This window comes from Micromonospora sp. NPDC049900 (genome assembly GCF_044461025.1).
GTDB lineage: Bacteria > Actinomycetota > Actinomycetes > Mycobacteriales > Micromonosporaceae > Micromonospora.
The window spans coordinates 612,950-633,090 of the sequence record NZ_JBITKM010000002.1; the positions used below are offsets into that span (position 1 = coordinate 612,950).

General features: G+C 73.1%; 15 protein-coding genes. 4 read left to right on the forward strand and 11 right to left on the reverse strand.

What is annotated here, in order from left to right; genetic code table 11:
* Positions 1 to 159: 159 nt before the first annotated feature.
* The 4 genes from ACIBMZ_RS07245 to pcaF all read right to left on the reverse strand — a co-directional run bounded on the left by ACIBMZ_RS07245 (position 160) and on the right by pcaF (position 5,160).
* Positions 160 to 660 (reverse strand): DUF456 domain-containing protein, encoded by a 501-nt coding sequence (locus tag ACIBMZ_RS07245; RefSeq protein ID WP_396691686.1) that lies wholly within the window; start codon positions 658 to 660, stop codon positions 160 to 162.
* A gap of 199 nt (positions 661 to 859) precedes the next feature.
* A complete protein-coding gene (locus ACIBMZ_RS07250) occupies positions 860 to 3,019 on the reverse strand; it encodes a putative bifunctional diguanylate cyclase/phosphodiesterase (protein WP_396691687.1) in 2,160 nt (719 codons plus the stop codon).
* A 4-nt stretch (positions 3,020 to 3,023) separates the two neighbouring features.
* Positions 3,024 to 3,842 (reverse strand): SAM-dependent methyltransferase, encoded by an 819-nt coding sequence (locus ACIBMZ_RS07255; RefSeq protein WP_396691904.1) that lies wholly within the window; start codon positions 3,840 to 3,842, stop codon positions 3,024 to 3,026.
* Between the two features lie 115 nt (positions 3,843 to 3,957).
* Positions 3,958 to 5,160: a 3-oxoadipyl-CoA thiolase gene (gene pcaF, locus ACIBMZ_RS07260; protein WP_396691688.1), complete on the reverse strand. Its 1,203-nt coding sequence runs from the start codon at positions 5,158 to 5,160 to the stop codon at positions 3,958 to 3,960.
* Between the two features lie 105 nt (positions 5,161 to 5,265).
* Here pcaF and ACIBMZ_RS07265 point away from each other — a divergent pair, with 105 nt between their 5' ends.
* The 3 genes from ACIBMZ_RS07265 (at position 5,266) to ACIBMZ_RS07275 (ending at position 8,128) form a co-directional block, all read left to right on the forward strand.
* Positions 5,266 to 6,231, forward strand: coding sequence for a glutathione S-transferase family protein (locus tag ACIBMZ_RS07265; protein ID WP_396691689.1), 966 nt, complete (start codon positions 5,266 to 5,268; stop codon positions 6,229 to 6,231).
* Complete coding sequence (locus ACIBMZ_RS07270) at positions 6,224 to 6,976, forward strand: DUF998 domain-containing protein (RefSeq protein WP_396691690.1); 753 nt, start codon at positions 6,224 to 6,226, stop codon at positions 6,974 to 6,976. The genes ACIBMZ_RS07265 and ACIBMZ_RS07270 overlap by 8 nt, the downstream gene beginning before the upstream one ends.
* An 84-nt stretch (positions 6,977 to 7,060) precedes the next feature.
* A complete protein-coding gene (locus ACIBMZ_RS07275; protein ID WP_396691691.1) occupies positions 7,061 to 8,128 on the forward strand; it encodes an NADH:flavin oxidoreductase/NADH oxidase in 1,068 nt (355 codons plus the stop codon).
* 65 nt (positions 8,129 to 8,193) lie between these two features.
* Here the strand turns inward: ACIBMZ_RS07275 and ACIBMZ_RS07280 are convergent, their stop codons facing one another.
* Both ACIBMZ_RS07280 and ACIBMZ_RS07285 read right to left on the reverse strand, forming a co-directional pair.
* Positions 8,194 to 11,856 carry an ATP-binding cassette domain-containing protein gene (locus ACIBMZ_RS07280; RefSeq protein WP_396691692.1) on the reverse strand — a complete coding sequence of 1,221 codons (3,663 nt, stop codon included), beginning with the start codon at positions 11,854 to 11,856 and terminating at the stop codon, positions 8,194 to 8,196.
* 215 nt (positions 11,857 to 12,071) lie between these two features.
* Positions 12,072 to 12,911 carry a GNAT family N-acetyltransferase gene (locus tag ACIBMZ_RS07285; protein WP_396691693.1) on the reverse strand — a complete coding sequence of 280 codons (840 nt, stop codon included), beginning with the start codon at positions 12,909 to 12,911 and terminating at the stop codon, positions 12,072 to 12,074.
* Between the two features lie 185 nt (positions 12,912 to 13,096).
* On the opposite strand from ACIBMZ_RS07285, the gene ACIBMZ_RS07290 reads away from it, so the two are divergent.
* A complete protein-coding gene (locus tag ACIBMZ_RS07290; protein ID WP_396691694.1) occupies positions 13,097 to 13,681 on the forward strand; it encodes a PadR family transcriptional regulator in 585 nt (194 codons plus the stop codon).
* Positions 13,682 to 14,687: 1,006 nt separating this feature from the next.
* On the opposite strand, the gene ispG is transcribed toward ACIBMZ_RS07290, so the two are convergent.
* The 5 genes from ispG to ACIBMZ_RS07315 all read right to left on the reverse strand — a co-directional run bounded on the left by ispG (position 14,688) and on the right by ACIBMZ_RS07315 (position 20,082).
* Positions 14,688 to 15,860 carry a flavodoxin-dependent (E)-4-hydroxy-3-methylbut-2-enyl-diphosphate synthase gene (gene ispG, locus ACIBMZ_RS07295; RefSeq protein ID WP_117226690.1) on the reverse strand — a complete coding sequence of 391 codons (1,173 nt, stop codon included), beginning with the start codon at positions 15,858 to 15,860 and terminating at the stop codon, positions 14,688 to 14,690.
* Between the two features lie 9 nt (positions 15,861 to 15,869).
* Positions 15,870 to 17,120: a M50 family metallopeptidase gene (locus ACIBMZ_RS07300; protein ID WP_396691695.1), complete on the reverse strand. Its 1,251-nt coding sequence runs from the start codon at positions 17,118 to 17,120 to the stop codon at positions 15,870 to 15,872.
* The gene (dxr, locus tag ACIBMZ_RS07305) at positions 17,120 to 18,331 is read right to left on the reverse strand and encodes a 1-deoxy-D-xylulose-5-phosphate reductoisomerase (protein WP_396691696.1); all 1,212 of its coding nucleotides are present in this window, start codon (positions 18,329 to 18,331) and stop codon (positions 17,120 to 17,122) included. Before dxr ends, ACIBMZ_RS07300 begins: the two co-directional genes overlap by 1 nt.
* 505 nt (positions 18,332 to 18,836) lie before the next feature.
* Entirely contained in the window at positions 18,837 to 19,532 is a 696-nt protein-coding gene (locus ACIBMZ_RS07310) for an endonuclease V (RefSeq protein ID WP_396691697.1), read from the reverse strand.
* A gap of 1 nt (position 19,533) precedes the next feature.
* The gene (locus tag ACIBMZ_RS07315) at positions 19,534 to 20,082 is read right to left on the reverse strand and encodes a GNAT family N-acetyltransferase (RefSeq protein WP_396691698.1); all 549 of its coding nucleotides are present in this window, start codon (positions 20,080 to 20,082) and stop codon (positions 19,534 to 19,536) included.
* Positions 20,083 to 20,141 lie beyond the last annotated feature (59 nt).

Here is a 20,141-nt window from a genome sequence, read left to right on the forward strand (position 1 = left end):
CCGGCACCCACCGCCGTGCCCGCCACTGGTTCACCACCGGCCCGCCACCGACCTGCCACAGCCCGACGGCCCGACGGCTCAGCGAGCGCCGCGCCGACGGCCCACCCGAGCCCGGTGCGGGGCGCACGGCAGAGGTGGGAACGACGCGAACTGGACGGTTCAGGTCAGAACCAGGCCGGTCACCCAGAGCATGCCGATCACCATGCCGGAGAGGAACTCGATCAGCATCGACAGACCGGCCGCACCCACCGCCTGCTTCGTCGCCGGCCAGGCCAGCCGGGTGTCGCCCAGCCGCAGCCGTTCCACCGCGAAGATGCCGCCGACGAATCCGATCACCAGCCCGACGACCGGGATCACGAAGAACCCGATCAGCCCGAGTACCGCACCGGCGAGCAACGAGGTGGTGGGTACCCCGGCCCGCTTGAGGTTGCGGCCCGGCCAGGCGTACTTGACCACGGTGCCGCCGAGCGCGACCAGGGTGGCCGCGCCGAGCACCAGCCACCGGCCGGCACCGGCCCCGCCGAACAGCGTCCACACCAGCACGCCGCCCCAACACAGCGGCAGCGCGGGCAGGCCGGGCACCACCACCCCGGCCAGCCCGGCGAGGATGGCCAGGGCGGCGACCACCGACACCACGCCGTTGGTGTCCGTCAGCTCCACGTCGACTCCCCATCAGCTCGTCTCGCCCACGTCACGTCGGCTGAGATCGTGCCCCAGCACCGCCACCGAGCCGCCGCGCCGGGCCGCGGAACCGTCAGCAGGACACCGCGCCCAGCCGTCGCCCACGCAAGCAGGACACCGCGCCGAGCCACCAAGCCGCGAGCAGGACGCCGCGACACCGCGTGCAGGACGCCTCTGCTCACGACGGTTCGCCGCGCAGTCGGGCGACGATCGCCTCCGCCGGGCCGGGCGCGCCGAACAGCCGCCCCTGCGCGGAGTCGCAGCGCAGCGACCGCAGCCGCTCGGCCTGCGCCTCGGTCTCCACCGCCTCGGCGGTCACCCAGAGCTCCAACGCGTGTGCCAACCGGACCAACGCGTCGACGATCCGTACGTCGCGGTGGTCGGTGGCGGACGGCTCGTCGCCCCGCAGGCCCTCCACGAACGGACCGGCCAGCTTGAGGCAGGTGATCGGCAACCGGCGCAGGTACGCCAGGTTCGAGTACCCGGTACCGAAGTCGTCCACCGCCAGCCGTACGCCGAGCGCGGCGAGCCGGTACAGCGTCCGCAACGGCTCACCGGCGGAACCCATCACCGCGCTCTCGGTCAGCTCCAGTTGCAGCAGCGCGGCGGGCAGCCCGCTCTGGGCCAGGGCGTCGGCCACGGTGTCCACGATCGCCGGGGCGTCGGCCTGGCGAGCCGCCAGGTTGACGCTGACCACCAATCGGGCCTCCGGGAAGTCGAGGTGCCAGCGCTGGGCGTCCCGACATGCCTGCCGCAGCACCCACTCACCGAGGCGGACGATCAGCCCGGTCTCCTCGGCCAGCCCGATGAAGCGGTCCGGTCCGACCAGACCCAGCTCCGGATGCTGCCAGCGGACCAGCGCCTCCACCGCCAGCATCCGGCCGTCCAGCAGGGACACGATCGGCTGGTAGTGCAGCACGAACTCGCCCCGGTCCAGGGCCGTGGGCAGCTCGGCGGCGAGCGCCGAGCGGGCGATGTCCCGGGCGCTGCGCTCCGGGTCGTACACCGCCCACCGGCCTCGGCCCTCCGCCTTGGCCCAGTACAGCGTGGTGTCGGCGGCCTTCATCAACTCGGTGGCGCTGGTGCCGGCCAGGTCCGAGTCGACGATGCCGATGCTCGCCGAGACCGCGAGTTGCTGGTCGCCGATGTGCACCGGGGCGGCGACGGCGGCCAGCACCGTCTCGGCCACCGCGGTCACGTCCTCGATCCGGGCGATGCCGTCGACCAGGATGACGAACTCGTCGCCGCCCATCCGGGCGACCAGGTAGCCGCGATCGGCCACGCAGTCGGCCAGTCGCCGGGCGATCAGCACCAGCAGCCGGTCACCGAGGTCGTGGCCCAGGCTGTCGTTGATCGCCTTGAAACCGTCGAGGTCCAGGAAGCAGACGCCGACCCGGCCGGGTGGGTGCGTCCGGTTCACCAGCCGGCCGAGCGACTCGAAGAACAACGTCCGGTTGGGCAGGCCGGTGAGCGGGTCGTGCAGCGCCTGGAACCGCAGCCGCTGCTGGAGTTCGTACCGCTCGGTGATGTCCTCGACCACCGCCACGGTGAACCGGGGGCGGCCGTCGTCGTGCCGGATCAGCGAGACCGCCAGGTCCGTCCAGACGGCGGTGCCGTCCTTGCGGTAGTAGCGCTTCTCGACCCGGACCGCCTCGTGCTTGCCCTCGATCAGCTCCTGGTACAGCTCCCACATCCCGGCGGCGTCGTCGGTGTGGAACAGCGACGCCACGTTCGTCTGGCGCAGCTCCTCGATCTCGTAGCCCAGCATCTCGGCGAAGCTCTGGTTGACGTCGAGGATGGTGCCGTCGATCCCGGCGATGCCGATGCCGATGGCCGCCCCGCTGAAGACCGCCCGGAACCGCGCCTCGCTGTCGCGCAGCGCCCGCTCCACGTCGTCCCGGGCCTGCCACGCCGAGCGCGCGATCCCCTCCTGCTGGTCGAAGGTGCGGTCGCGCAGCGCACCGGCGAAACCGGCGGCCAGGCCCGCCTGCGCCGCCGCGACCCGGTCGGCGAGGTCGGACCGGTCCGCCCGGACGTCCAGCACCTCGGTGGGGAACCGGACCGCGAGCGTACGCACCGCCCAGCCGATCACTCCCGGCGCGATCAGATGGGCCGCCACCAGTGCCCGCCCGACCTCCTCGGCGGCCGGGGTCACCGGTTCGCCGTGCAGCAGCGCACGGGCCAGCCGCACGGTGTGCCCGAGCAGCAGCCGCTCGGTCTCGGCCGGGCTCAACGGCACGAACCCGAACCCGCGTACGGCACGGGCCCAGTCTGCCGCGTACCGCTGGGCACCGGTCTGGTCCACGGCGTTCCCGCCGGAGTCGCCGACGGCGGACATCAGGTCAGCCGGCGGACCGGTCGTTCCGGGCGACGCCACCGAAGGCGCCGAACCGTTGCGGGTTCGCGGCCACGTCGGACGGCGCGTCGGGACGCCACAGCTCCATGTGCACCACGCCGGGTGGGAGCAGCGTCCAGTCACCGAAGAAGCCGGTGATCTCGGCCCGCGAGCGCAGCGTGATCTCGGTGGCGGTCCGCGCGGACAGCCGTTGCGCGTCCAACATCTCCGGTGGCTGGTCCTCGAAGGTGGAGTGCGAGAGGACCAGGTGGCTGCCGGGAGCGGCGGCGGCCCGCAGGGTGGCCAGGACGTCGGCGGGACGGTCGGGGTCCGGCACGAAGTGCACCACCCCGGCGAGCAGCACGCCCAGCGGGCGGTCGAAGTCGAGCAGACCCAACGCCCCGGCGTCGGCCAGGAGCCGCTCCGGGTCGCGCAGGTCGCCGTGGAGCACGCCGGTCAGCTCGTCACCGACCAGCAGTTCCCGGCTGTGCGCCACCGCCACCGGGTCGATGTCGACGTAGACGACCCGGGCCTTCGGGTTGTCGGCGCGGGCCACCTCGTGCACGTTGCCGACGGTGGGGATGCCGGAGCCGATGTCGAGGAACTGGTCGATGCCGGCGTCGAGCAGCACGCGTACGGCCCGGCGCAGGAACTCCCGACCGGCCCGCATGGTCGCCGGCAGGTGGGGGGTGGTGGCGGCGATCTGCTCGGCCAACCGGCGATCGATCTCGAAGTTGTGAGCGCCGCCCAGGAAGTAGTCGTACACCCGGGCCGCGCTGGGCCGCGAGAGGTCGATCTCGGAGGGGAGTCCGTCGGGGGTCTGCACTGGCACCTCAGCTCGTCACGTGATGCTGACCACTCTAGGCCGGTCGGTCACGCCCGAGGGAGATCCACGAACACCTTTCCCGTTCGCGTCGTGTCGCGTCAGGCGACGCGGCCGGTCAGGCCGCCTCCAGCAACAGCGAGATGCCCTGCCCGACGCCGACGCACATGGTGGCCAGGGCCCGCCGGCCACCCCGGCGGCGCAGCTCCAGCGCGGCGGTGAGGGCCAGCCGGGCGCCGCTGGCACCCAGCGGGTGTCCCAGCGCGATGGCCCCGCCGTTCGGGTTGACGTGCTCGGCGTCCTCCGGCAGACCCAGCTCGCGCAGCACCGCGACGGCCTGCGCGGCGAACGCCTCGTTCAGCTCGATCACGTCGAGGTCGGCCAGCGCCAACCCGCGCCGGTCCAGCAGCCGCCGGGTCGCCGGGACCGGACCCACGCCCATGGTCCGGGGCGGCACCCCGGCCGCCGCCGCACCGCAGACCCGGGCCAGCGGAGTGAGGTCGTACGCGGCGACGGCCGCTTCGGAGGCGACCAGCAGCGCCACCGCGCCGTCGTTGACGCCGGACGAGTTGCCCGCAGTGACGGTGCCGCCCTCGCGGAACGGGGTGGGCAGCGCGGCGAGCTTCTCCAGCGAGGTCTGCCGGGGGTGCTCGTCGACCTCCACCAGCCGCGTCTCGCGCCGCCCGGCCGACACGGTCACCGGCACGATCTCCTCGGCGAGCCGCCCGTCGGCCTGGGCCTTGGCGGCCCGCGCCTGCGACCGGTACGCGAACTCGTCCTGCGCGGCCCGGTCCACGCCGTACTCCTGGGCCACGTTCTCGGCCGTCTCCGGCATCGAGTCGACGCCCCAGCCCTGCCGCATCAGCGGGTTGACCAGTCGCCAGCCGATGGTGGTGTCGTGGATCTCGGCGGCCCGGGAGTAGGCGGTGGTCGCCTTCGGCATCACGAACGGGGCCCGGCTCATGCTCTCCACGCCACCCGCGACCACCAGGTCGGCCTCACCGGCGGTCACCGCGCGGGCGGCGGTGGCCAGCGCGTCCAGGCCGGAGCCGCAGAGCCGGTTGATGGTGGTGCCGGAGACCTGCTCGGGCAGCCCGCCGAGCAGCGCGGCCATCCGGGCCACGTTGCGGTTGTCCTCGCCGGCCTGGTTGGCGCAGCCCAGGATCACGTCGTCGGTACGCGCCCAGTCCACCCCCGGATGGCGGGCCACCAGCTCGCGGATCACGTGCGCGGCCAGGTCGTCGGGGCGTACGCCGGCCAGGGCACCGGCGTAGCGGCCGATCGGGGTGCGCACACCGGCCACCAGGTAAGCCACGGTCATCGCGAGTCCTTCGGGGGTGGGAAGGGCGGGCACCGGCCGCCCGTCGGGTCCCGCCGGACGTCCGGCGGCCAGGATATCCCCGGCGTATCCCGATAGGTTGTCGGCATGGCCCGACCCCAGTTCCGTGCGGAGACCAGTGACGGTGGCGCGTTCGTCCGGCAGCCCAACCGGTTCACCGGGCGGGTCACCCCGCACTCCACCTCGCCGCCCGGCGGCGGGCCGGACGCGCAGGACCGCTGGCCGCTGGAGGCGGGCCGCTACCGGCTGATCTGGTGCCGCGCCTGCCCGTGGGCGCACCGGGCGTTGATCGTGCGGAACCTGCTCGGGCTCGGCGACGCCATCTCGCTGGGCACCGTCGACCCGATCCGCGACGACCGGGGCTGGCGGTTCACGCTCGACCAGGACGGCTTCGACCCGGTGCTGGGCATCGGCTTCCTGTCCGAGGCGTACCTGGCGACCGACGCCGACTACTCCGGTCGGGTCACCGTGCCGGCGCTGGTGGACACGCTCACCGGTCGGGTGGTCACCAACGACTATCCGCAGCTCACCCTCGACCTGTCCACCGAGTGGCGACGGTTGCACGCACCGGACGCGCCGGACCTGTACCCGGTGCCGTTGCGCCCGGAGATGGACGCGGTGATGGCGGAGATCCACCGCGACGTCAACAACGGCGTCTACCGGTGCGGCTTCGCCACCTCCCAGCAGGCGTACGACGAGTCGTACCAGGCGTTGTTCGCCCGGCTGGACGCGTTGTCGGAACGGCTGACCGACCGACGCTTCCTGATGGGCGACACGATCACCGAGGCGGACGTCCGGCTGTTCACCACGCTGGTCCGCTTCGACGTGGCATACCACGGGCACTTCAAGTGCAACCGGCAGAAGCTGACCGAGATGCCGGTGCTGTGGGCGTACGCGCGGGACCTGTTCCAGACCCCGGGTTTCGGCGAGACGGTGGACTTCGACCACATCAAGCGGCACTACTACGCCACCCACCACCAGATCAACCCGACCGGGGTGGTGCCGCTCGGTCCGGACCTGCACGGCTGGACCACGCCGCACGGACGTGGCTGAGCCGTCGACGGCGTACCGCCGGGCGTCGGGACGGGCCGGGCGCGCGGCGGCGGGTGCCGCGCTGGGCGTGGTCACCGGAACCACCCTGGTGGTCCTCGCCGTGGTCGCCGGTCCGGGACCGGGCCTCACCGGGTACGTCAGCGAGGCCGGCGTGGCCGAGAGCGACTACGCGTGGACGTACCGGATCGGGGTGTTCTGCCTGGCCACGGCGTTGCTGCTGCTCGCGGTCGCGCTGCGCGGCGAGGTCCGCTCGCCGGATTCGGCACGGGCCGAGCACCCCGCCCTGGCACTGGTGCGGCGGCTCGCCGGACACCGGGGCGCGGCGGTGCTGCGGCAGGTGGCGACGCTGCCCGGCGCGGTGGCGCTGCTCGGCGCGGGTGCGCTGTGCACGCTGCTGTCCGGGGCGGTGACCTGTAGCGCCGGCTGCCCGTTGCCGCCGTTCGAGCCGGCCGGCGTGGCGGACCTGGTGCACGGCGGGGCCAGCATCGCCGCGACCGCGGCGGTGGTCTTCGCGATGATCGCGATCGCCCTCGCCCCGCAGGCCGACCGACGGCTGCGCGGGCCGGCCACGATCGCCGCGGCGGTGGCGCTGCCGCTCGCCGGGGCGGTCGGTCTGGCCATGCTGCTCGTCGGGCGGGGCTCGCTGGTCGGTGTGCTGGAGCGGCTGCTGCTGGCGGTCACCGTGGTGTGGGGCCTGACCACCGCCCTCGCCCTGGTGTCCGGCCGCCGATCCGCACGGCGCTGACCGGCGATCCGCACGGCGCGGGAGTGTGCCACCCCACAGCTCGCGCCCGGGCCGCACACCCGACGGCCGGGAGAGGATGGCGCGATGAGTACGTTGTTCACTCCGCTGGCGCTGCGCACCGTGACCCTGCCCAACCGGATCGCGATGGCCCCGATGTGCCAGTACAGTGCCGGGCCCGACGGCCTGCCCACCGACTGGCACCTGGTGCACCTCGGCACCCGGGCCGTGGGCGGGGCCGGACTGGTGATGACCGAGGCGACCGCGGTGGTGCCGGAGGGGCGGATCAGCCCACAGGACACCGGGCTCTGGTCCGGTCGACACGTCGACGCGTGGCGTCCGGTGACCCGGTTCCTGACCGCGCACGGCGCGGTGCCCGTCGTGCAACTCGCACACGCCGGGATCAAGGCGTCGACGTACCGGCCGTGGGCGCCGCAGCGCGGCGGAGTGCCCGACGCGGAAGGCGGCTGGACGCCGGTCGGGCCCACCGCCGAGCCGTTCGTGCCGGGATACCGGGAACCCACCGCGCTCGACCCGGGCGGGATCGCCGGGGTGGTCGAGGCGTTCGCGACCGCCGCCGCCCGCGCCCTGGAGGCGGGGTTCGCCGCCGTCGAGGTGCACGCGGCGCACGGCTACCTGCTGCACGAGTTCCTCTCCCCGCTGACCAACCGGCGCACCGACGGCTGGGGCGGGGACCGGGCGGGGCGGATGCGGCTCACCCTGGAGGTCGTCCGCGCGGTCCGCGCCGCCGTCGGGCCGGACGTGCCGGTGCTGGCCCGCATCTCGGCGACCGACTGGGTCGACGGCGGTTGGACCGTCGAGGACAGCGTGGTGCTCGCCACCGAGCTGGCCGCCGCCGGGGTGGACCTGGTCGACTGCTCCTCCGGCGGCGCCGCGCCGATCGCCGACATCCCGGTCGGCCCCGGTTACCAGGTGCCGGCCGCCGCCCGGATCCGCCGCGAGGCGCGGGTGCCCACCGGCGCGGTCGGTCTGATCGTCGACCCCGCGCAGGCCGAGGCGGTGCTCGCCGACGGTGCGGCCGACCTGGTGCTGCTCGGCCGGGAGCTGTTGCGCGACCCGTACTGGCCGCGCCGGGCCGCCGCCGAGCTGGGCGTCGACGCGGAGTGGCCGCCCCCGTACCGCCGGGCGGTCTGACTCGGCCTCCGCCGCGCTCGGTGCGGACGGGCCGGGTCGAGCGATCCGGCCCGTCCGCACCGGGATCAACCGGCCAGGTGGCCCCAGCGCGACGCCAGTTCGCGCCACGGCCCCTGGGCCCGCACCGCACCGTCGACGAGCACCACCACGTGGTCGGCCCGCACCAGGGCGGCCCGTTTGGAGGTGGAGCCGACCACGGTCACGCCGCGTTCGCGCAACGCCTGCCACAGGGCCAGTTCGGTGGTGACGTCCAGGGCGGACGAGACGTCGTCGGCAACCAGCAGTTCGGTACGCGGCGCCAGCGCCCGGGCCAACGCCAGGCGCTGCAACTGCCCGCCGGAGAGCCGGGTGCCCTTGTGCCCGATGAGCAGCCCGAGGCCACTTCCGGTGGCGGCCAGGTCGTGTTCGAGCTGGGCGGTCGCCACCGCGTGGGCCGGGTCCACCGGGTGGCCCAGGGTGATGTTGTCGGCCACGGTGCCGGAGAGCACCCGGGGCAACTGGCCGACGTAACCGACCTGGTTCGGGCGCAGGAACAGCTCCGGCTCGGTCACCGGCTCCCCGTTCCAGGTCATCGACCCGGTGTGCGGGGCGATCCCGGCCAGGGCGCGCAGCAGCGAGGACTTGCCCGCCCCGACCGGGCCCACCACCAGCACCAACTGCCCGCGCGTCACGGTCAGGTCGACGTCGCGTACGGCGACCGTGCCGTCGGTGTGCCGGACGCCGAATCCGACCAGTTCCAGCCGCCGCAACGGCGTACGCGGGGCCACCGACGGGGCGGTGGCCGTGCCCGCCACCAGGTCCATCCCGGGCACCCGCGCCGAGTACGCCTCGATCCCGGTCATCTCCGCCGTCCGCCGCGTCCACACCCGGGCCGAGGGCACCTGGGAGATCAGCGAGGCGGTGGTCCAGGCGAACCAGCGCGCCGCGCCCAGCGTGGCGATCGACACCAGCGCCGCCCCGGCGGAGATCGTGCCGGCCAGGAACAGCGCCCAGACGGCGATCGGCAGCAGACCGCTGGCCATCGACGGGGTGGAGCGGGCCCAGACCTGGACGGCGATCTCCCGGCGCTGCCGGTCGCTGCGCACCGTGTCGAGGTCGGCGAGGTGGGTCAGCACCGGCCGGGTCGCCCCGGCGAGTTTCACCGTGCGGGCCGCCGACAGTGCCGAGACCAGTGCGGTGGCGAACGCCGCCCGGGCGGTGACGGTCTCCCGTGCCGCGCGTTCCAGCCGGGGGCCGAAGGCCGTGGCGGCGAAGCCGGAGAGCACCATCGTGCCGAGGAAGAACAGCCCCGGCACCACGCTGCCGGTGATCAGGGTCATGCTGACCAGCAGGATCACGCCGACGGCCTGGTCCAGCACGTTGTCGGCGAGCTGCACCACCCGCTCGGTGTCGCCGCCCTGCGCCACCACCTCGGCCGGGGTGTGCCGGCTGACCCGGCGCGGGCCGGTCTGGCCGTACACCAGGCGGGCGCTGATCCGCAGCATCTGCCGGACCCACCAGGCCGGGAACCACAGGTGCGTCCAGTAGTGCGCGGGGATGGCGAGGACCAACCCGGCGGCGATGCCCAGCGCGGGCAGCCACGGGTCACCGGTGCCGTCGACCACGTCCGCCCAGAGCCAGGCCAGCACCGGGCCGTCCAGGCTCAGCACGGCCAGCACGGCGAAGATGCCCACCGCGGCGGCGCCGTAGCGGGGGTCGTTGAGGCAGAGCCGGAAGATCTCCCGCAGGGTCCGCGCCCGGGACGCCGGCCGCCGGTCGACGGCGGCACCGTCGGTCGGTCCCTCGGTGCTGTCCGCGCCCCCGGCGACGGTGGTGGTAGGGGCCGACTCGCGGCCACCGACCTCCCGGGCGGTCACCTCCCGGCCGTCGGTCGGCACGACCGGCTCGGGTCCGACGACGGGCGCGGGATCCACCACGGCGGTCAGCCCGGACGACCCGGTGAAGCGATGGACCTCCGTGACCGCAGCGGTGACGCCGACCAGTGCCGGTTCGCCACGGGCACGGTCGGCGTCCGGGTCGGCCAGCAGGTCGGCCGCGTCGGCGTCCGGGTCGGCGAGCAGGTCGGCGTCACCGGCGGCGAGGAGTTCGGCGAAGCGACGCGACCGGGCCAGCGGGGCCGCCTCGACGACCGCGCCGTCGGCCAGCACCACCACCTCGTCGCACTGCCGCACGGAGGAGAGCCGGTGCGCGATGACGATGCCGATACGGTCGCGCAGCAGTCGCTCGGTGGCCTGCTGCACCCGCGCCTCGGTGACCGGGTCGAGTCGGGCGGTGGCCTCGTCGAGGATCACCACGTGTGGATCGCGGACCAGGATGCGGGCGAACGCGACGAGCTGCTCCTGCCCGGCGGAGAGCACGTGCCCGCCCTCACCGAGCCGGGTGTCCAGCCCGGCGGGCAGTTCGGCGATCCAGCCGGCCAGACCCAGCTCGTGCAGGGCCCGCGCGGCGGCGTCGAGCAGCTCGGGGTCGAACAACGCGACGTTCTCGGCGAGCGTGCCGGCGAGGATCTCGGTGCGTTGCGGCACCACGGCGATCCACCGGCGCAGCAGGTCGACGTCGAGGTCGAGCACGTCGCGCCCGCCGAGCAGCACCGTTCCCGGGGGTACGTCCACCGCCCGGGTGAGCAGCTTGGCCAGCGTCGACTTGCCCGAGCCGGTCCGCCCCACCAGCGCGTACGAGCGGCCCCGGGCGAAGGTCAGATCGATCTCGCGCAGCGCCGGACCCCGCTCGGCGTCGGCCGACGGGTAGTGGAAGGTCAGGTCGCGGATGACCAGGTCGCCGTCGACCGGGGCGGCTCCGCCGACGGGTTCCTGGGCGGCGCCCTGGAGCAGTCGGACCCGGCCCCACGCGCCGAGGGCGTACTGCACCTCGGGCACCATCCGGCTGACGTGCTCGACGGTCATGCCGAGTGAGAGGGCGAGCAGCCAGATCGCGGTGAGTCGGGCGGAGTCGACCCGGCCGGTGGTCAGCGCCCACACCCCACCGAGCACGACCAGCGCGACACCGACCCGGGTCACTCCGGCGGCCACGGTGTTGACCTGGGCGGACAACCGCCACACCCGCCAGCCGCGCCGCAGCACCTCGGCCGCCCGTCCGGCGTACAGCCGCAACACGTACGGGCGGGCCAGGCTGGTGCGTACGTCGTCCTGGCCGTGGATGGACTCCTCCATCACCGCCGCCAGGTCCGACCAGGCCGCCTCCTCGTGCATCCGGGCCGGGGCGATCCGGCTCGCCGGCCGGCGCATGGTGATCGCGAGCAGGACGCAGAGCAGCAGCATGCCGATCCCGGCGGGCCACCAGACGGTGATCGCCACCAGCGTGGAGAGCAGGCCCACCGCCAGCGACTGGGCCAGGCGCACGCCGGGACCGCGGACACCGGAGGCGACGTCGTACACGTCACCGTCGATCCGGTCGAGCATCTCGCCGACCGGCGTGGTCTCCAGGGCGGGGATCGGTTGTCCCATCGCCACCCGGCACAGCCGGCGGCGCAGGTCGGCGGCCCAGTCGGCGGTCACCCCGGCCATCACCAGGCTGACCACCAGATCGCTGGCGACCACCACGACCAGGGCCACCGCGAGCAGCACGAAGAAGCCGCCGGACCGGTGCACCAGCACCGGACCGGCGAGCGCGGCGGTGGCCGCCTGACCGATCCCGCCGAGCACGATCAGGACCACCACCAGGGTCATCCGGCGCGCAGAGGTGACCCACAGATCACGGAGCAGGCGCATGGGTCGGTTCCTCCGGAGTCGTGGCGAAGGTTCCAGACTGCGCCGCGCGCCCGCGCAGCTCAACGCATTTTCGCCGGGGGCAGACCCAGGGGGCGGCGGCGGGCCGACCGGGTGCCGGAACACGGTGACGGAGGCCACCCCGGTTGCGGCGTGACGCGACCGCCAGACCACTCCCGGGTTGCCGGGTGACGGCGTCGCCGGGGCGGCGGGGTGCCTCAGAACAGCACGGTGGCCAGGGTGCCGACGGGCCGGAATCCGCAGCGTTCGTAGACCCGCCGGGCGGGCAGGTTGAAGTCGTTGACGTACAGGCTCACGGTCGGGGCGACCCGGTTCAGCGCGTCACGGACCACCGCCGCCATCGCGGACGTGGCGATCCCCCGGCCGCGCCACTCCGGTGCCACCCAGACTCCCTGGACCTGCGCGGTGCGCCGGGTGACGACCGCGAGCTCGGCCTTGAAGACCACCCGGCCGTCGACGAAGCGGGCGTACGCCCGACCGGAGCGGATCATCTCGGTGACCCGGCGGCGGTACCCGCGACCACCGTCCTCGGCCAGCGGCGAGACGCCCACCTCCTCGGTGTACATCGCCACCGCCGCCGGGAAGAGCAGGTCGACCTCGCTGCCGCGCACCAGGCGCACCTGCGGATCGGCGCGTACCTCGGGCATCGCCTCGGTGGCCAGCAGCGGTTGGTTGGGGCGGACGTCGCGGGCCGGTCCCCAGGTGCCGGCGAGCCGGTCCCACAGTTCCAGGACCGCGTCGGCGCGGCCGACTATCGAGGAACAGAGCCGCTCCTCACCGGCGAGCAGCTCGGCGAAGGCGGCGACGGCCTGCGACGAGGCGAGGACCGGGGTGAGGTTGCCGCCGAGCCAGCAGACCGATTCGAGCTGGCGGCGGGAGCCGTAGCCGAGTACCCGGCCCTCGGCCCGCCACCACGCCAGTCCACGCGCGGCGACCCGCTCCGCGACCTGCGCGCTCGCGTACGGGTCGGAGTCGAGCAACCGTTCGACCGCGCGACGTTCCGACTCCCCCAGTTGCCGCACCGGCGCCGTCAACACGGTTACAGCCTGCCAGATGCGAACGGAGCGCGATGGCGGACAGTGACCGGTGCCCGACGGCGGGACCACCCACTACCGGACGGTGTGTCGCAAAACTCCCCGCCACCCTGCCGGTGACTTGTCGGCGATGTGTTTCCGATATATCGTCGATGCATCAGCGACAGTTCTACGGAGGAGACAGTCTGATGAGGTTCCACCGACGGGCACACGCCCTACACGAGGCCCGGATGCGCGGTTTCGGCTTCCCGCCCTTCCCGCCCGGTCCCCCCTTCCCGCACGGCGGCGACGGACGCGGCCACGGCCGGGGCGGACGCGGCCGGGGGCGGGGACGCCGCCCGAACGTCCGTGGCGCGGTGCTCGCGCTGCTCACCGAGCGGCCGATGCACGGCTACGAGATGATCCAGGAGATCGACTCCCGCACCGGGGGCGGCTGGCGGCCCAGCCCCGGCTCGATCTACCCGACCCTCCAACTCCTGGAGGACGAGGGAGTCATCGCCGCCACCGAGGAGTCCGGCGGCGGGCGCAAGCGGTTCACCCTCACCGAACAGGGTCGGCCCGAGGCCGAGACGGCGGCGCAGACGCCCCCCTGGGCAGAGGTCGCCGAGGACACGATCAACAGTTGGCACGACATCCGGGACGCCGGCGCGCAGGCCATGAACGCGCTGCGCCAGGTGATGATGACCGGTACGGACGACCAGCGCGAACGGGCCGCCCAGGTGCTCGACGAGACCCGCCGCAAGCTGTACGCCATCCTCGCCGAATCCGAGTGACCCCACCCCGCCCGACCAGGCGCGGTTCCACCGCCCCGTCGGCCGCCACAGTCCCCACCCCGTCACGCGCCCGCACCGGCCCTGGGAGGACCCCTCTCAGGGCCGGTGCCCGCCGTCCGCCCCGGGACGGTCCCTCTCTCGGAGCACCCGCCCGGCACCCACTCCGAAAGGCGTCCCCTCGGATCCGCCCTCCGACAGCCGTCCCGGTAGGCGTCCCCCTTTCAGGGCACCCCGCGCCCGGCACCCGCCCGGGAGGCGTCCCCTCGGATCCACCGATCGGCGTCCGCCCCGGGACTGTCCTCCCGGATCCCTCGCCCGACGGCTGCCCGAGAGAACAGTCCTCCCAGGCCCGCCGCCGGTCGGCTGCCCGAAAGAACTGCTCTCGGGCAGCCGACGAGTAGCACGGACACGACCGCGACCGTCATGCCCCCGGGGCGCTCCCCAAGATCGTGCTCGATCCAGGATCGAGTGGTCTCGTCCGGCCCATGAAGCCACTCGATCCTGGATCGAGCACGATCTCGGCCGGCGTCGGGGCCTTACCCGGCGACGACACGCTGACGTGCGGCGACATGCTGCGACGGGCGGCGACGGGGCGGCGACGGAGGCATGGCGAGCGGGCATCACGTGCCACGGGGTGACGTGCGGCGAGCTACGCGGGGACTCCGGCGCGTTGATCGCCGGACGCGCCGAGGGCGACCACCCAGGTTGCGCGGTGGCCGCCCTCGTGCCAGCGGTCTCGGATGCCCGTGCGGATGCACAGGCAGCTCGGCGGGGCCGGTGCCAGCACAAGCCCGGCGATGCCATCTACCGGCACACACCCGCCGGTGCCCGTGCCAGCACAGGCCAGGCGGCCAGCACAAGCCCGGCGGTGCCGTAGCCAGCCCAGGCCCGGCGGTGCCGGTTGCCGGCACAAGCCCGGCGGTGCCGGTTGCCTTCCCGAGGCAACCGGACGCCGCTGCCCGGCAGCGCCCGATCGGCGGTGCCGCACGCCCCGCCGTCGCGGGGGTCAGTGCACGCTGACGGTTGCGCCGGGCAGCAGGCCGCGTAGTTCCTCGGGCAGTTCGGCACCCATCTCGTCGGCCAGGCGCAGCGCCTCCTCGATCAGGGTCTCCACGATCTGCCCCTCGGGCACGGTCTTGATGACCTGGCCCTTGACGAAGATCTGCCCCTTACCGTTGCCGGAGGCGACACCCAGGTCGGCTTCGCGGGCCTCGCCGGGACCGTTCACCACGCACCCCATCACGGCGACCCGCAGCGGCACCGGTAGGCCCTCCAGCCCGGCGGTGACCTCCTCGGCAAGCTTGTAGACGTCCACCTGGGCCCGGCCGCAGGACGGGCAGGAGACGATCTCCAAGCCGCGCTCGCGCAGCCCCAGCGACTCCAGGATCTGCGCGCCGACCTTGATCTCCTCGACCGGCGGCGCGGAGAGCGACACCCGGATGGTGTCGCCGATCCCCTCGGCCAGCAGCGCCCCGAAGGCGACCGCCGACTTGATGGTGCCCTGGAACGCCGGTCCGGCCTCGGTCACACCCAGGTGCAGCGGGTAGTCGCACTGCTCGGCGAGCTGGCGGTACGCCCGGATCATGACCACCGGGTCGTTGTGCTTGACCGAGATCTTGATGTCCCGGAAGCCGTGCTCCTCGAACAGCGAGCACTCCCACAGCGCCGACTCGACGAGCGCCTCCGCGGTGGCCTTGCCGTACTTGGCCAGCAGACGCTTGTCCAGCGAGCCGGCGTTGACGCCGATCCGGATCGGCGTACCGGCGGCGGAGGCCGCGGCGGCGATCTCGGCGACCTTGTCGTCGAACTGCCGGATGTTGCCCGGGTTCACCCGCACCGCCGCGCACCCGGCGTCGATCGCGGCGAAGACGTACTTCGGTTGGAAGTGGATGTCGGCGATCACCGGGATCTGCGACTTGCGCGCGATCGCCGGCAACGCCTCCACGTCGTCCTGGCTGGGCACCGCCACCCGGACGATCTGGCAACCGGACGCGGTCAGCTCGGCGATCTGCTGGAGCGTCGCGTTGACGTCGGAGGTGAGCGTGGTGGTCATCGACTGCACGGAGACCGGCGCCCCACCACCGACCGGCACCGAGCCGACCATGATCTGACGGCTCGCCCGCCGGGGCGCGAGCGGTGGCGGCGGCACGGCGGGCATACCGAGACTGACAGCGGTCACTTCAAGCACTCACCTTGAGAAGATCGAGATCGGGTTGACGACGTCCGCGGTGATCGTGAGCAGCGTGAACGCGCCACCGATCAGGATCACCGCGTACGTGACGGGCATCAGTTTGAAGTAGTCGACGCGGCCCGGGTCGGGCTTGCGCAGCAGCGCGTACACCCAGGATCGGACGCGTTCGAACCAGGCGATGGCGATGTGCCCACCGTCCAGTGGCAGCAGCGGCAGCAGATTGAACACCCCGATGAAGAAGTTCAACGAGATGAACAGCATGATGAACAGTTCCCAGGCGTCGTTGGCGACCGCCTCGCCACCGAGGATGCTGGCGCCGACCACGCTGATCGGGGTGTCCATGTCCCGCTCGCCGCCGGTGATGGCGGTCCAGAGGGCGGGGATCTTCTCCGGGAGCCGCTGCAACGCCTGCGCGGTGGCGACGGCCATGTCACCGATGAAGGTGCTGGTCGCACCGATCGCGTCGATCGGGCCGTGGGAGACCAGGCCGGGAGTCGAGACGACCAGGCCCACGCCGAGCGCGGAGACCTCGGTAACCGGCCCGTTCGGGTCGTCGATCGGCGGGCGCTTGGTGGTGGCCAGGGTGGTCTCGGCGGTGCCGGGCTGACCGTCGCGGACGTACCCGAGGGTGGCGGTGCTGCCCGGCGTGGTGGTCCGCAGGGTGGTCAGCAGGTCGCCGTAGCTGGTGATCGGGGTGCCGTTGATCGAGGTGATCCGGTCGCCGTTCTGCAAACCGCCCGCGCCGGCCGGGCTCGGCGCGTCACCGGCCTCGCAGACCCGGTAGGTGGTGTCCGGCAGGACGCACTCCTGGATCGCGATCACCGCCGGCTCGGCGCGGATCTGCTCCTCGGTGCTCGGGAAGTTGGGGTTGGGCAGGCCGAACGTCATCGCCGCCAGCCAGGCCGCGAAGATCGCCAACCCGAAGTGGGTGATCGAGCCGGCGGACATCACGATCGTGCGCTTCCACACCGGGTAGCGCCACATCACGCGCTTCTCGTCACCGGGCTCGACGTCGTCGTCCTGCGGCGTCATGCCGACGATTTTGCAGAAGCCGCCGAGCGGGATGCCCTTGAGGCCGTACTCGGTCTCGCCCCTCTTGAAGGAGAAGATGGTGGGGCCGAAACCGACGAAGTAGCGGGTGACCTTCATCCCGAAGGCCTTGGCGGTGACCATGTGCCCGGCCTCGTGCAGGCTCACCGAGATGAGGATGCCGAGGGCGAACAGCACCACCCCGAACGCGAACGACATCAAGCTCCTTCCACCGCCGCAGCGATGATCTCCTGCGCGTGCCCGCGCGCCCACGACTCGGCTTCGAGTACGTCCTCGACGGTACCCGGTTCGTCGAAATCGGGAGCGTCCTCCAACACCCGATGCAGCGTGTCCACGATGCCGAGGAACGGCAGTCGCCCGGCGACGAACGCCGCGACGCACTCCTCGTTGGCCGCGTTGTAGATCGCCGGTCGGCAGCGGCCCGCCTCGCCGGCTGCCTTGGCCAGCGCCACCGCCGGGAACGCCTCGTCGTCCAGCGGCGCGAACTCCCAGGTGTGGGCCGTGGTCCAGTCGACGGCCGCGGCGGCGTCGGCCACCCGGTCCGGCCAGCCCAGACCCAACGCGATCGGCAGCCGCATGTCCGGCGGACTGGCCTGGGCCAGCGTCGAGCCGTCCACGAACTCGACCATCGAGTGGATCACCGACTGCGGGTGCACCATCACGGTGATGTCGGCGTACGGCACGTCGAACAGCTCGTGCGCCTCGATCACCTCCAGCGCCTTGTTGACCATGGTCGCCGAGTTGATCGTGACCACCGGTCCCATGTTCCAGGTCGGGTGCGCCAGCGCCTGCTCCGGCGTCACCGCCGTCAACTCGTCGCGCCGCCTCCCCCGGAACGGCCCGCCACTGGCGGTGACCACCAGCCGCCGCACCTCACCCCGGCTGCCGCCGCGCAGACACTGCGCCAGCGCCGAGTGCTCCGAGTCCACCGGCACGATCTGCTCCGGCCGCGTCACCGCCGCCTTGACCAGCGAGCCGCCGGCGACCAGGGACTCCTTGTTGGCCAGCGCGAGCGTACGCCCGGCGCGCAGCGCGGCCAGCGTCGGCGCGAGCCCCAGCGACCCCACCACCCCGTTGAGCACGACGTCGCACGGCCACTGCGCTAGCTCGCTCATCGCGTCCGGCCCGGCCACGATCTTGGGCAGCTTGAAGTCGCCGCTGGTCCAGCCCCGTCGGCTCGCCTCGGCATAGAACGCGAGCTGGAGGTCCTGCGCGGCGGACGCCTTCGCCACCCCCACCGCCTCGACACCGAGTTCGAGGGCCTGGGCGGCGAGCAGCGCGACGTTGCCGCCACCGGCGCCGAGCGCCACCACCCGGAAGCGGTCAGGATTTCGCCGCACGATGTCGATGGCCTGGGTACCGATCGACCCGGTACAACCCAACAACACAAGATCGCGGGGGGATGTCACGCCGCCATTGTTCCCCACGCCCCCTCGGTGCAAGGAAGGGCACCTTGCTAACGCCTCCGGTAAAGCAGGGGTCCCTTGCTAACACATGCACCCGGGGTGCTTCGCCGCCGCTCGCACCGTTCGGACCGGCCAGCCCGCACGGCACGCCATCACACAGACCGTCCGAGCACCGATGATCGGCGCTCGACCGTCCGACGCGAGAGACCGCGCCGACAACGCTCACCGCCCGACCGGCTGCGAGGAGACCCCACCGGTGAAGAGACGGTGGGTAGATCTGTTGTCGCTGGAGCGACAGCCGATCCACCCACCCCGCCACACCTCAGGCGAGCCCGGCGATCAGCGGCTCGTGAAGTTGTGGCGACCCGTCGATCATGGAGTAATGGCTTGCGGATTGCACCTTTTGCACCTATTTGCCGCAACCCCAACTCCATGATCGACGGGTGCAGCGTCGGTCGGCCTCCGCCGCCTCGCCATCGTTCGCCGCTGAGCAATGGTCCGATCGCGGCTACGCACCGGACGTGTCCTGGCGGAGGGCTTCGCGGGACAGGAAATCGGCGCGACGGATCACGTCCGGGAGGCGGTAGCGCGGACTCAGCGTCAGCGTCAACGCGGTCACCCGGTCCAGGTCGGTGCGGTGGCCGACGGAGACGAAGACCGGCTTGACGCCGGTCTGCGTACGCAGGGCGTGGCCGAGCACCTCGTCGCCGTCGCGCAGCGCCGACCGGTCGCCCCGGCGTGGGCCCGGCTCGGCGTACGTGCCGACGAACGGGGTCTTGGCCACGCCGAAGGTGGGCAGGCCGGTGACCACGCCCAGGTGGCAGGCCAGCCCGAACCGCCGTGGGTGGGTGAGGCCGTACCCGTCGCAGACCACGGTGTCGGGGCGGCGGGTGAGCCTGCCCAACGTCGTGAGCAGGATCGGCACCTCGCGGAAGGCCAGCAGCCCGGGGACGTACGGGAACGTCACCTCGCCGGGGACGACGACGGTCTCCACCTCGACGCCGGTGGTCAGGTCGACGAGCACGGCGGCAGCGACGATCCGGGTGGAAGTCTTGTCGTAGGAGACGTCGACTCCGGCCACCAGCCTCGGCGAGGTCGCCGGGCCGCCGGTCAGGTCGAGGTGTCGGCACAACTCCTGCTGGACGCGTTCGGCCTCGGCGACCGTGTGCACCTCGACGGTGGCCAGAGCAGGGTCGGGATGCATGTCAGGCGAACCGGTGCCGGACGAAGGTTTCCAGTTCCTCGCCGCCGTACCAGTCGGTGCGTCGGCCTACGTGGGTCATGCCGAGGCGACGGGCAACGGCCGTCGAGGCGGTGTTGCCGGGCGCGACGACGGCGTGGACGAGGGGTGTGCCGGTGGCGAACTCCCGGTCGAGCAACGCCTCGGCGGCCTCGGTGGCGTACCCGTTGCCCCAGGCGTCCGGGTGCAGGTGCCAGCCCACCTCGATGTCGTCGGTCAGGATCTTCTCGTCGCGGCCGGGCAGCGGTTTGAGCATGGCGGTGCCGACGACCACGCCGGTGTCGCGGACCTCGATCGCCCAGGTGCCGTACCGGTCACCGTGGTCGGCGTGCCGTCGCCGCCACGAAGCGAGGCGGTCGGCGGCCTGTGCCGGGTCGGTCAGCGGCAGGCCGGACGTGGCGCCGAGCCATCGGGCGATCTCCGGGCGGGAATAGATGTCGAAGAGTCGGGTCAGGTCCACGGGTTCGTCGGTCCAGTCGCGCAACAGCAGCCGGGGCGTGGAGAGGATCGCCATGGTCCGCGATCGTAACGGCGACCGGTGACAGTGCGACGCGATCGCCCCGGCCGGGGCGG